The 12,428-nt window shown below is 61.9% G+C and carries 11 protein-coding genes; 1 reads left to right on the top strand and 10 read right to left on the bottom strand.

Annotated features, from left to right (window positions below; all coding sequences use genetic code 11):
• Positions 1–2: 2 nt before the first annotated feature.
• The 7 genes from BLW55_RS15480 to BLW55_RS15450 all read right to left on the bottom strand — a co-directional run bounded on the left by BLW55_RS15480 (position 3) and on the right by BLW55_RS15450 (position 6,783).
• Entirely contained in the window at positions 3–698 is a 696-nt protein-coding gene (locus BLW55_RS15480; protein ID WP_090329393.1) for an ABC transporter ATP-binding protein, read from the bottom strand.
• Positions 692–1,468 (bottom strand): ABC transporter ATP-binding protein, encoded by a 777-nt coding sequence (locus tag BLW55_RS15475; protein WP_025030832.1) that lies wholly within the window; start codon positions 1,466–1,468, stop codon positions 692–694. The genes BLW55_RS15480 and BLW55_RS15475 overlap by 7 nt, the downstream gene beginning before the upstream one ends.
• Positions 1,461–2,438, bottom strand: a complete 978-nt coding sequence (locus tag BLW55_RS15470) for a branched-chain amino acid ABC transporter permease (RefSeq protein WP_025030831.1) — start codon at positions 2,436–2,438, stop codon at positions 1,461–1,463. Before BLW55_RS15470 ends, BLW55_RS15475 begins: the two co-directional genes overlap by 8 nt.
• Before the next feature lie 4 nt (positions 2,439–2,442).
• On the bottom strand, positions 2,443–3,357 hold the full coding sequence (locus tag BLW55_RS15465) for a branched-chain amino acid ABC transporter permease (protein ID WP_177175136.1): 915 nt from the start codon (positions 3,355–3,357) through the stop codon (positions 2,443–2,445).
• 123 nt (positions 3,358–3,480) lie between these two features.
• Complete coding sequence (locus BLW55_RS15460; RefSeq protein WP_090329392.1) at positions 3,481–4,659, bottom strand: ABC transporter substrate-binding protein; 1,179 nt, start codon at positions 4,657–4,659, stop codon at positions 3,481–3,483.
• A 41-nt stretch (positions 4,660–4,700) separates the two neighbouring features.
• A complete protein-coding gene (locus BLW55_RS15455; protein WP_007006922.1) occupies positions 4,701–5,645 on the bottom strand; it encodes a fumarylacetoacetate hydrolase family protein in 945 nt (314 codons plus the stop codon).
• Between the two features lie 16 nt (positions 5,646–5,661).
• The gene (locus BLW55_RS15450) at positions 5,662–6,783 is read right to left on the bottom strand and encodes a cupin domain-containing protein (RefSeq protein ID WP_007006921.1); all 1,122 of its coding nucleotides are present in this window, start codon (positions 6,781–6,783) and stop codon (positions 5,662–5,664) included.
• A gap of 153 nt (positions 6,784–6,936) precedes the next feature.
• Between BLW55_RS15450 and BLW55_RS15445 the strand changes: the two genes are divergently transcribed.
• Positions 6,937–7,662 (top strand): GntR family transcriptional regulator, encoded by a 726-nt coding sequence (locus tag BLW55_RS15445; RefSeq protein WP_090329391.1) that lies wholly within the window; start codon positions 6,937–6,939, stop codon positions 7,660–7,662.
• A 51-nt stretch (positions 7,663–7,713) separates the two neighbouring features.
• On the opposite strand, the gene eutH is transcribed toward BLW55_RS15445, so the two are convergent.
• Genes eutH through BLW55_RS15430 form a run of 3 tightly spaced genes read right to left on the bottom strand, consistent with a single transcriptional unit; the run spans position 7,714 to position 12,371 of the window.
• On the bottom strand, positions 7,714–8,946 hold the full coding sequence (gene eutH / locus BLW55_RS15440) for an ethanolamine utilization protein EutH (RefSeq protein ID WP_090329390.1): 1,233 nt from the start codon (positions 8,944–8,946) through the stop codon (positions 7,714–7,716).
• Between the two features lie 57 nt (positions 8,947–9,003).
• The gene (locus BLW55_RS15435; RefSeq protein WP_090329389.1) at positions 9,004–11,463 is read right to left on the bottom strand and encodes a GcvT family protein; all 2,460 of its coding nucleotides are present in this window, start codon (positions 11,461–11,463) and stop codon (positions 9,004–9,006) included.
• On the bottom strand, positions 11,463–12,371 hold the full coding sequence (locus BLW55_RS15430) for a phosphotransferase family protein (protein ID WP_090329388.1): 909 nt from the start codon (positions 12,369–12,371) through the stop codon (positions 11,463–11,465). The genes BLW55_RS15435 and BLW55_RS15430 overlap by 1 nt, the downstream gene beginning before the upstream one ends.
• Between the last annotated feature and the right edge of the window lie 57 nt (positions 12,372–12,428).

Raw genomic sequence — 12,428 nt, 5'->3', positions numbered from 1 at the left:
GCTCATACCCCCAGATAGCGATGGGCAAGGTCTTCATTGGCTGCCAGCTCCTGCGGCGAGCCCTGCCAGACCACCCTGCCCTTCTCGACGATGTGGTGCCGGTCGACAAGCGGAGCCATTTCTTTCAGATTCTTGTCGACCACGAGGATCGACTGGCCGAGCTCCTTCAACCGGCGCAGCGTCGCCCAGATGTCGGCGCGGATGACGGGCGCGAGCCCCTCCGTCGCCTCGTCGAGGATGAGAAGCGCGGGATTGGTCAGGAGCGCGCGGCCCACGGCCAGCATCTGCTGCTCGCCGCCCGAAAGCGTGGCCGCAAACTGGCCGCGCCGCTCCTTCAGGCGCGGAAAGAGATCGTAGATGCGTTCGAGGCTCCAGCCGTCCGCACCGCCCGGCCGGGAGGTGGCGACCAGATTTTCCTCCACCGTGAGCGAGGGGAAGACCCGCCGCCCTTCAGGCACCAGCCCGATGCCCCGCCGGGCAATGGTGTTGGGCTGCAGGGCGGTGATGCTCTCGCCTTCAAGCTGGATGTCGCCGCCACGCGCGCGCACCATGCCGAGAATGGTGTGGATGGTCGTGGTCTTTCCCATGCCGTTGCGGCCAATCAGCGAGGTGACCGAACCGCGTGGCACTTCGAAGCCCATACCGAACAGCACCTGGCTGACGCCGTATCCCGCTTCGAGACCAGTGACTTTCAGCATGTTTCGTCTCCCAGGTAGGCGCTGCGCACTTCCGCATCCTGCCGCACCTCGTCCACCGTGCCGGTGAAGATGATCCGGCCATAGACGAGAACGCTGACGCGGTCGGCGAGGGTGAACACGGCATCCATGTCATGCTCGACCAGAAGCATGGGGTATTCGCCCTTCAGTTCCTGAAGCAGGTCGACCATGCGGGCGGATTCTTCTGCGCCCATGCCTGCCATGGGTTCGTCCAGCACCAGCACATGCGGCTTGCGCGCAAGCGCCACGGCAAGTTCAAGCTGGCGCCGCTCGCCATGGGCGAGATTGGCGACCTGCCGGTTTTCGCGGCCCGCCAGCCCCGCCTTGCCGATCCAGTGCACCGCTTCTTCACGAAGCGCGGCATCGTTGCGCGGATTGGCGAAAAGGTTGAACGACCCGCCTTCCATGCAGTCGAGCGAGAGGATGACGTGTTCGAGCACACTGAATTCGAGGCAGAGCTGTGTTGTCTGGAACGAACGCCCGAGCCCAAGCCTTGCGCGTTTGAAGGCGCTGAGGTCGGTCAGGTCGCGTCCCTTGAAGTGCACACGGCCGGAATCCGACCGCAACTCGCCGCAGATCTGCGCGATGAGCGTGGATTTGCCGGCGCCATTCGGCCCGATCAGCGCGTGAATTTCGCCACTGCGCACATCGAGCGTGACATCGTCGGTGACTTTGAGTGCGCCGAACGCCTTGTGCAAATGGTCGAGCGCGAGGACTGCCTCGCCCGTCTTGATTGCGGCTCCATCAGTCATGACGGCCTCCCTTCAGGAAGCGGCCAAGCATGCCCTGCTGGCCGAACAATGCGATCAGCACCAGGATCGGGCCCATGACGATCATCCAGTGCTCGGTCCAGATGGTAAGTATCTGCTCAAGCCCGATGAAGGCGGCTGCACCCGCTATAGGGCCGAGAAGCGTGCCCAGCCCGCCCAGTGTGACGATGGCCATGAACTCGCCCGACTTTGCCCAGGTGGCCATATCGGGTGTGACGAACTCGGCATAATTGGCCCACAGCACGCCGGCGAGCCCGGTGCCGACGGCCGAGATGACAAAGGCGGCGAGCCGGAAGGGCAGCGGGTTGACGCCGAGATTGACGGCGCGGCGCTCGCTCTGGCGCAGGCCCTGAAACACCATGCCGAAGCGCGAGTTGACGATGAAGCGGCAGAAGAGGACCCAAAGAACGAGCAGGCCGAGGGCGAGATAGTAAAACGCGAAGGGGTCATCCAGATCGATGCCGGGCATGGTGTTACGCATATCCATCATGAGCCCGTCATCCCCGCCGTAAAATTGCAGCGAAACGAGAATGAAATAGACCATCTGGGCGAAGGCGAGTGTGATCATGATGAACTGCACGCCGCGTGTCTTGAGCGCCAGATAGCCGATCACGAGACCGAGCAGCGCACAGGCGAGAAGCGCCAGCGGCCAAAGGACAAGCGCCGAATTCGTGCCTTCCCAGCCAAAGATCGTGTCACCCATATTCGTGTGGTAAGCGAGGACCGCCACCACATAGCCACCGACACTGAAGAACATGGCGTGGCCGAAGCTCACCAGCGCGCCATAGCCGATGATCAGATCGAGACTGACCACCGCCAGCGCATAGATGACGATACGCGTGAGAAGCGGCAGGCCGCCATGCCAGCCCGTCTGCGCCACCACAAAAGGCGCGATGATGAGCAGAACAAGCATGACAATGCCGGTCAGCGTGAAACGGTCGAATTTGGACATCGGCTCAGCTCCGGGCGGGGAAGAGGCCATAGGGCCGAACGAGAAGGACAAGCGCCATCAGCACATAGATGCTCGCGGAGACGAGGCCGGCCGCCAGTGTGTCGGCCACCGAATAGGGCAGTAGCGCGGTAAATATCTGCGGCACGTAGGCCCGGCCGAGACTGTCGACCATGCCCACCAGCATGGCGCCGACGAAAGCACCGCGGATGGAACCGACCCCGCCAATGACGATGACCACGAATGTGGTGATGAGGATGCGCTCGCCCATGGCAATCTCGACGGCAAGCAGCGGCGCGGCCATGACGCCGGCCAGCCCGCACAGGATCGCGCCAAGGCCGAAAACGCTCATATAGAGTACGCGCATGTTGACACCCAGCGCGTCGACCATCTGCCGGTCATCGGCGCCGGCGCGCATGAGCATGCCGAAGCGTGTGTGGTTGACCAGAAGCCAGAGCCCAAACGCCACTGCGAGACCGACCGCGATCAGCGCGAGCCGCATGAGCGGATAGGCAAGTCCCGGGAAGAGCGTCACCGAACCTTCAAGGAAGGGGGGAATATTCATGAATATCGGGGAACGACCGACAATCAGCGTCACCGCCTCATTGGTAAAAAGGATGAGGCCGAGCGTCGCCAGAACCTGGTAGAGATGGTCGCGATTGTAGAGCCATCGCACCACGGCGCTTTCGACCAGCAGTCCGTAGAGTCCCGCGCCCGCCATGGCCGCCAGGAGCCCCATGAGAAACGAGCCCGTGGAGGCAACGGTGAGCGCACCGCAATAGGCGCCGATCATGTAGAACGTGCCATGGGTGAGATTGATCACACCCATAATGCCGAAAACGAGGGTCAGGCCCGAGGCCAGCAGGAAGAGGAACGCGCCATATTGCAGGCCGTTCAACAACTGTTCAATGAAGAGGATCATGGCGTTCCAGTGCTCGCCGGTCTGGGTTCGGTGGGCTGCCCGCTCCGAACGGGCCGGTGCGGATGGAGTGCCCGGCAACGCATCGCCGCCGGGCAGTTCCGTTCAGGAAAACGGCCTTTGCCGTCAGTCCATCTTGCAGTCCCCGGCGTAGGCGTCCTGATGGTTCTCGGCGATGCGCTCCACCACCGTCTGGACGATCTCGCCATCCGCATTCTTTTCGAACCGTGTCAGATAATAGTTCTGAATCGGATGCTGGTTCGGGCCGAATGTGTATTTGTCGCGGATCGGCTCGAAATCGGCCTTGGCGAGTGCGGCGCGGAATGCGTCTGCATCGTCGATGTTTCCGCCCACGGCATCGAGCGCAGAGGCGATCAGGTTTGCCGTGTCGTAAGCCTGTTCGGCATACATGGTCGGCGTGCGGCCATAGGCTTCCTCAAAGCGTTTAACAAAATCACGAGAGGCATCGTTGTCGAACTCGGTCGTCCAGAGGGCTGAGGCATAGACGCCATCGGCGGCATCGCCCGTCGCCTTGACCATCTGCGCATCGAGTGAGAAGGCCGGCACCAGCATGGGCACGCTGTCTTTCAGACCGGCATTGTCATACTGCTTGGCGAAGTTGATGCCGGCACCGCCCGGATGGAACTGGTAGATGGCATCGGGCGCGGCCGAGCGAATGCGCGCCAGCTCGACAGAAAAGTCGGTCTGGTTGAGCTTGGTGTAGATCTCCTCCACCACCTCGCCCTCATAGGTGCGCTTGAAGCCGTTCAGCGCGTCGCGGCCCGCCTGATAGTTGGGCGCAAGGATCACGACCTTCTTGTAGCCGAGCTTGTTGGCCGCAAGACCCGCCGCCTCGTGGAACGCATCGTTCTGGTAGGAGGCGACGAAGTAGTTGGGGTTGCACTTCTCGCCGGCAAAGACGGACGGTCCCGGATTGACGCTGACATAAAAGCCGCCGGACTTCATCACCGTCGGCTGCACGGCGGCAAGCACGTTGGAGAAGTTCACGCCCGTGAACAGCTTGACGCCCGACTGTACCAGACGGTCTGCCGACTGTTTGGCATTGGCCGGCTTCAGGCCATCGTCCTCGACCTCGAGCACAACCGGCGTATCGCCCAGCTTGCCGTCTTCGCCGATGGCCAGCATGAAGGCGTCGCGGATGTCCTCGCCGATATAGCCGGCCGGTGTCGAAAGCGTGGTGATGAAGCCGATGCGCAGCTCCTCCGCAGAGGCCTGCGCGGCCATGACCGTTACGAGCGCGGTGGCCATAAGGCCGGTCCGCATTGCCTTGCCCTTAAGTCCCATTGTCATGTTCTCCTCCCTTGAATTGCGCGTACGAAGCCGGATCATCCGGCCTTGCGCTGACGTGAGAAATCATTGCCGACGGCCACAACCGGATGGCGGATCGTGCCGATGCCCTCGACACACGCTTCCACCACATCGCCAGGCCATAGCCATTCCTGCGGATCGCGGCCCGCACCGACGCCTTCGGGCGTGCCGGTGGCGATGATGTCGCCGGGATCAAGCGTGATGGCGGCCGAGATGTCGGAGATGAGCGTCGGTATCTTGAACAGCATGTGCTTCGTGTTCGAACCCTGTTTGCGCTCGCCATTGACGGTGAGCCAGAGGTCGAGATCGTGAGGGTCCCCCACCTCGTCGGCAGTGACGATGCAGGGACCGAATGGCGCAAAGCTGTCCTGTCCCTTGGAATAGATCCACTGACCGGCGCGACGGTTGTCGCGCGCGCTGACATCGATCATCACGCTGTAGCCAAACACGTAGGAAAGCGCGTCTTCCTCGCTCACCTTGGTGGCCTTGCGCCCGATGATGGCGGCAAGCTCCACCTCCCAGTCGAGCTGCTGTGTGATCGAGGCATTGTGCTCGATCGGATCGTCCGGCCCGACAACCGCCATGGGCGGCTTGCTGAAAATGACCGGCTCCTTGGGCAGGTCCTTCGACGTATCGAGCGTGCGGCTCGATTCCTCCACATGCTCCACATAGTTGAGGCCGATGCCGAAGATGTTCTTGCGCGGTCGCGGGATGGGGGCCAGCAATCGCACATTGGCGAGCGGCACGGTCGTGCGCACCGGCCATGCACCGCGCGCCTCGTCCAGAAGCCGTTTCAGCGCCGCCAGCCCATCCGGACCGAGATCGATCAGCTCCAGCATGGAGGCGGGGAAGTCCTCGCCAAAGGCAATGCCGAGCGCTTCCACGTCGACAACGCTCTCGCCCTCGATGACGCCAAGACGCGCGGGCGCCTCGACCGTGGCCCTGTAGGTAACCAGTCGCATTCAGATATGTCCTTGATCAGTCTTGTGGTTGGTGACCGCCATTGTCGGCCAGCGCTTCTTCCCGGTAGAGACCGAGCGAACGCATCACCGGAAGGTCGTTGAAACAGAAGAGGCAGGCATCGTCGCTGTCGGACAGATTGGCGTGTTCGTGCCATGCCCAGGACGGCACACAGAAAATGTCGCGTTCCTGCCAGTCGAACCGCTTGCCGCCGATGATCGAGTAGCCCTTGCCCTTCGCCACCTGGTAGAGATAGCTGCCGGTGTGACGGTGCGCCTTCGTCTTTTCGCCGGGGCGCAGCATCTGCATGCTGGCGCCGATGGTCTGCATGACTGGGCCCGAAGTGACGGGGTTGATGTATTCCATCATCACGCCGTCATAGGGCGAGCCGTCGGTCGCTTCTGCATAGCGCTTGAGCGCTTCATAAGTGCGCTCCCACTCATATTTGTAGAGCGGAGAATAACCCTTGTCCCACGCGCCACCGCCCGGCGTCAGACCCGGATTGCCCCAGGTCTTCGTCATGTCGTCTACAGCAAAGCCGACGGCCTGCCGCAGGTCCGGGTGAACTTCATAGAAATTCGCTTCGAGCGTGTTGACCAGCGGGATATCAAGCCCATCCTGCCAGATGCAGGGGCTGCCGCTTTCCTCAACGCCGTGCTCGTGCCAGGTGCCGTTTGGCGTCAGAACGAAGTCGTTGGCGTTGAGAGTCATCTTGTGGCCATCGACGATGGTGTAGGCGCCTGCACCCTCCATGATGAAGCGCAGCGCCGAGGCCGAATGCCGGTGCGCGGACGCAGCCTCGCCCGGATGCATGACCTGAAGTCCGGAATAGAGCCAGCCGACAGCAGCGGCGAATTCGCGACGACCCGGATTGTTGAGATAGATCACACGGCGACCGGCTTTTTCCGGCGTTACCAGCTCGACCGAACGCAAGACGTGCTCGCGCAGATCGCGATAACGCCAGATCATCGGCACGGACGAGGACTGCGGCTCCCAGGGCTCGATCTTGTTGGCGACGGTCCACAGCGCACCCGCCTCCAGCGCCTCCAGCTCGTCGTAATAGGCCAGAAGCTCCGGCGTATCCTCCACATTGGCGCGGCCCGCCACGTCCTCGCGGTAGTTTTCCCTGCCTGACGACATCTCAACCTCCACTCTTCAATGACGGAAAGATAACAGCGAGATTTTCGCTGTAAATAGATATTTTCGAAAATCTGGATTTTTTCGTTTGTTGCGCGGAGCGCTGTGCTATGCTGTTCTCCTGCAAAACCGAAGCAGCAATGCCGGGGAGAAGACGTGTCGGGAAAGAAGAACCCGCGTGAAACCACGCTGACGGAAGAGGCCTATCAAAAGCTGCGCTGGGACATTGTCAGCGGCACGCTCGAGGCCGGCAGCCCGCTGCGGCTTGAGAACCTCAAGCAGCGTTACGGGCTGGGCTATTCTCCCCTGCGCGAGGCGCTGAACCGCCTGCACAGCGAGCGTCTCGTCATGTCGGTCGCGCTGCGCGGCTTTACCGTCGCGCCGCTTTCGCTGACCGAGATGTGGGATGCAGTCGACACAAGAATCCACATCGAGGCCGAGGCGCTGCGTCGCGCCATCAAATTCGGCGATGACGACTGGGAGACGGAGGTGATCTCGGCTTTTCACGGACTTTCCCTCAAAGCCAAGAAGCTGGAGCAGATGGACACGCCACCCATGGAGGAGATGAAGGCGCTTGAAGACCGGCATCACCGGTTTCACCGCGCGCTCATCAGCGCCTGCCGGTCAAACTGGCTTCTCGATTTTTCGGACAAGCTCTATGTGGAAACCGAGCGTTATCGCTTCCCGGTTCTGGGTGGGCCCCGCGCCCGCCCCTCTCGCGATCTCACGCTGGAGCATCAGGAGATCATGGAAGCGACCATCGCGCGCGATACCGAAAAGGCAATCGCTCTCCTGAGCCGGCACTATCAGCGCACCGGAGAGACACTTTCCGCCCGGTATCAGCCGGACGCGAAGCCAATGGCCGCCGGCGCAGACGCCTAGCGCCGGCAATATGTGCGGCCAATGCCGGCCGCACACGTTTTTGAGCCACTGCTATTGTGCGGGCATCGGGCGCGCTTCCGGCGCCGTCCCTGCTTCGCGCAGGGCCAGTTCTTCCGCCTTCGGCACCGAAAGCCAAACGGCCAGCATGAAGCCCGCAGCACCGCCAAAGAGCTTGCCCAGCATCAAGGGCAGGATCATCGTCGGCTGAAAATTCGCCGCAAACGCCAGATGATCGCCGAAGGTGAATGCCGCACACACGGCAAACGCAATTGCCAACACCTTGTCGCGGGGCCGCATCTGCCCGACCAGACGATACATGGCGAGAATGTTCGCACTTGCCGCAAGAAGTCCCGCCGCGCCTTCCGGTGAAACGCCGATGCGTGCGCCGATCACCTGCATGGGGCCAGCCAGATATTTGGTCAGAAGATAAACCATCGGAAACGCGCCGGCGAGCATGATGCCGATATAGCCTGCAATCTCCAGAGCGCGGAACTGATCCTGTTCATCGGCAATGATCGGGTCGAATCCCCAGGAGCCGAACACGCTTGAGAAAAAGCCGGTGAAATATTCCACGATCGAAGCCACCAGAACCAGCGTGATACCGGCATACATGATGCGACCGAACCAAAGGAAACCTGTGATCATCGCATCGGGTGCGAAACGCAGCCCCAGAGCGATTGCCACGCAGAACACGATCAGCGGTAGAAGATTGCGCAGAATGTCAACCATGGTCAGCGCAATCTGATGGGTCGCCTCCGAGGTGGTGGAAACATCCGGTCTGATGTCGAGCCCCGTCATGGCGATCAGCGTACAGGCGATGAAAACCCCGACCGGCACGCTCAGAATGCCCGACATGATGCCAAGCGCCATATATTTGTGGTCGGATTTTGCCAGCATTGCCAGCCCGACCGGAATGGAGAAGATGATCGTCGCGCCCGACATGTAGCCGACGACGGTCGCCATCATCCAGGCGTCGCGCGACTGTGCCAGCGCGTCGGCAAGCTGATAGCCCCCCATATCGACCGCAATCACCGTCGTTGCCGCGATGGACGGATCGGCCCCGATCATCGCAAAGAGCGGCCCGGCGACCGCCCGGATAGACTCCGAAAGATAGGGGATCGCGGCCATGATGCCGGCCACGGGTATGAAAATCGGGCCAATGGAATGAAGCCCTTCGATGAACTCCTTGCCGAGCCCGGTTTCCGGGTTGCGGATCGAGGCGATTGCGCCGGCGACCGCGCATGCCATGATGATGTAGATGACGTAGGTACCGATTGAAGCCATTTGCCTTCCCTCCCAGTGTGCGAAATGCGCCCCGGCATCTTGGCGCCGGTTTTTCGATCAGCCCTTCACGCGTTCCCCCGGCGGATCGTAGAGCGGCGCCATATGAAGCGTGGCGGCGAAGCGTTCGTTCGCCACGATGAGTTCGTAGTCTCCCGATGCCAGAAACGCGTCGTCGACACCGTTTTCCGAGCGCACATAGCCGTAGCCGATGGGCTTCCCGACCGTGTAGCCATAGCCACCGCTGGTCAGATAGCCGACCGGCTCGCCATTGCGCAGGATGGTCTCCCGGCCAAGCAGCACCACGTCCGGGTCCTCGGTCGTGAAGCAGGCCAGTTGCTTTTCAAGCGGATTGGCGGTCGCCGCCTCACAGGCCTCACGACCGATGAAGGGCGTGTCGCGGCGCAGTTTCACCGCCCAGCCGAGCCCCGCTTCGAACGGGTTATCATTTGGCGTGACGTCGGAACCCCAGGCGCGATACCCCTTTTCAAGACGGAGCGACTCGATGGCCCGATAGCCGACCGGGCGGATGTCATGGGCGCGGCCCTTCTCCATCAGCACATCGAAAACATCGCCTGTCCCTTCGATGGGCACATGCAGTTCCCAGCCCAGCTCACCCACATAGGTCACGCGCATGGCGCGCACCTTATGACCGGCAATCTCGATCTCCTGCACGCGGCCAAAGCGGAACGCGTCATTGCTCACATCTGCATCCGTCACCGACGAAAGCACGTCCCGCGCGCGGGGTCCCATCAGCGAAAGCGTACCATACGCCTCGGTCACATCGACAAGCCGGGCATCCGCACCCGCCGGCAGATGCTGCCTGATCCAGCCGAAATCATGGGTGCGCGAACCGGTACCGGTGACGATGTAGAAGCGGTCATCGGCAAGGCGCGCCACGGTGAGGTCGCATTCGATGCCACCGCGCGAGTTGAGAATCTGCGTATAGGTCAGGCGTCCGGCTGGCTTGGCCACATAATTGGAGCAGATCCGCTCAAGCGCATCCGCCGCATCCGGGCCCGTCATCTCGTATTTGGCAAAGGAGGACTGGTCGAACACACCGACCTTTTCGCGCACATGGGCATGCTCCTCACCCACCGGCCCGAACCAGTTCTGACGTCCCATGGAATAGTCGTCGCGAGGCTCCATGCCCGCGGGCGCAAACCAGTTGGGCCGCTCCCATCCGAGCTTGGAGCCGAACACTGCACGGTGCTTCTTCAAGCGTTCATAGAGTGGCGAAACGATGCGCGGGCGCCCGCTCTCATATTCCTCATGCGGGAACCCCACGGTGTAGTGCTTGCCATAAGCTTCAAGCGTGCGTTCCTCCACCCATTTGCGGTCTTCGTGGAGTGTGGAGAAACGGCGAATGTCGACCACCCAGAGATCGAGCGGCGCTTCGCCGCGCACAGCCCATTCGGCCAGCACCCAGCCCGCGCCGCCGCCAGCCGCAATGCCGAATGCATTGAAGCCTGCACCAACAAACATGTTGGCGCATTCGGGCGCCTGGCCGAGAATGAAATTGCCGTCGGGCGTGAAGCTCTCCGGCCCGTTGATCATCTGCCGCACGCCTGCTTCACCAAGCGCGGGCACACGCTCGATGGCCTGCGTCATGTGTTGTTCGAAATGATCGAAATCATCGTCGAAAAGCTGGAACTCGAACTCGTTGGGCACGTCACCGCCCGGCAGGCCGGTCACCCAGCTTTGCGGGTTCGGCTCATAGCCGCCCATCACCAGACCGCCCACCTCTTCCTTGAAGTAGATGCGCCGATCGGGGTCGCGCACGGTCGGCGTGTCGGTCGAAAGACCTTCGATTTTCTCCGTCACGATATACTGGTGCTTCACCGGATGCAGCGGCACCGAAACGCCGGCCATCGCGCCGATCTGGCGCGCCCACTGGCCACCGCAGTTCACCACCGTCTCACAGCCGATGCGCCCCCGGTTCGTCTCGACTGCCGTTATGCGGTCGCCATCCATTTCGAAACCGGTCACGCGCACGCCCTCGAAGAGACGCGCACCATGCATGCGCGCGCCCTTGGCGAGCGACTGGGTGATGTCGGAGGGGCTCGCCTGACCGTCGGTCGGCAGCCATGAGGCGCCGCGAAGGTCGGATGTGTCCATGAGCGGCCACATCCGCTTCACCTCTTCGGGGCTCACCAGTTCCATGTCCATGCCGAAGCTTCGCGCGGTTGTGGCAAGCCGGCGAAATTCGGTCCAGCGGTCCTCGTTCGTCGCCAGTCGCAGACAGCCCGTCATCTTCCAGCCGGTCTCAAGACCGGTCTCTTCATGCAGTCGCTTGTAGAGATCGACCGAGTATTTCAGCACTTTCGTGATTGAGGCCGAAGACCGCAATTGCCCCACAAGCCCGGCCGCATGCCAGGTGGAGCCCGATGTCAGCTTGCCCTGTTCCAGGAGAACGACATCCGCCTTGTGATCGCGGGCGAGGTGATAGGCCGTCGAGCAGCCGATGATGCCGCCACCGATGACAACGATCTGGGCATGGGAAGGAAGAGGCTGGGTCATCAGGAGAGGCGTCCGTATTGAGAGTAGAAAGTGTCGAGTGCCGTCTCCAGCCGCGACAGGTTCTCATGCGTGTAGGCGACATAGTCCGTGCCGGGCGCATCGAGATAGAGTTCGGAGACCATGCTCCACATGGCCTCCCGCAGAAGCGAGGCGCATTGCATTGCCGCCATTGAGCGGCGTAGCGGTGTCTCCGGTGTGCGGTCGAAATAATAGCCAAGCAGCGCCTCGCTCTCCTCGTCGGAGAAGCTGGCATTGGAGGAGAGGCCCGCGAGGTCGAACATGGGCGTCGAAAAGCCGGCATACTCGAAATCGATCAGCCACAGCCTGTCGCCGGTGTCGAGCAGGTTGGCCGGCAAGAGATCGTTGTGGCCGAAGACGATGGGGAGTGGCTGCTGCACCGCTTCAAGTTCGTCGGCCAGCGCCAGGTAGGCCGGCAGCTGGTCGACCATCCGGCTCTTGCCGTTCTCCAGCGTGCGCGCATAATCGCGGATCACATGGAAAGGCCAGAACATGAAGCCAGGCCCTGAAACGTGGTGCGGCATCTTGCGATGAAAGGCGCGCACGATAAGTGCCACCCGCTCGACATTGGCGCGCACATCGGCCTCGGCATAGGTCTTGGCGTTGAGATATCTACAGACCATGACGCCAGGTTCCGCATGCTCGACTGCAGGCGCGAGAGCCGCTTCTTCGGCAGCACGCGCCGTCATCAATTCACGGTCGCGGAGAACGTGGTGAAAGAGGTAATCCTTGCCGAAACGGACGACATGCCCGCCCCTGTTGTCGGTAACGAGCCAGCTTTCGTTGCTGATCCCGCCGACCATCGGCTTGATGTCGATAGCTCCGCTCCAGATCGGCAAAGCCGCGATCTGTTCAGAGCGCGCGGTGGTGATATCCCGAGCGTCCACCATATCTCCTCCCGCAGCCTTTGGCCGCCTGTTTTGCGGAAAGAATTGATGTCCGCCAAT

This window comes from Nitratireductor aquibiodomus, from assembly GCF_900105565.1.
Taxonomy (GTDB): Bacteria; Pseudomonadota; Alphaproteobacteria; order Rhizobiales; family Rhizobiaceae; genus Nitratireductor; species Nitratireductor aquibiodomus.
This window is presented reverse-complemented; position numbering and strand designations above follow the sequence as displayed.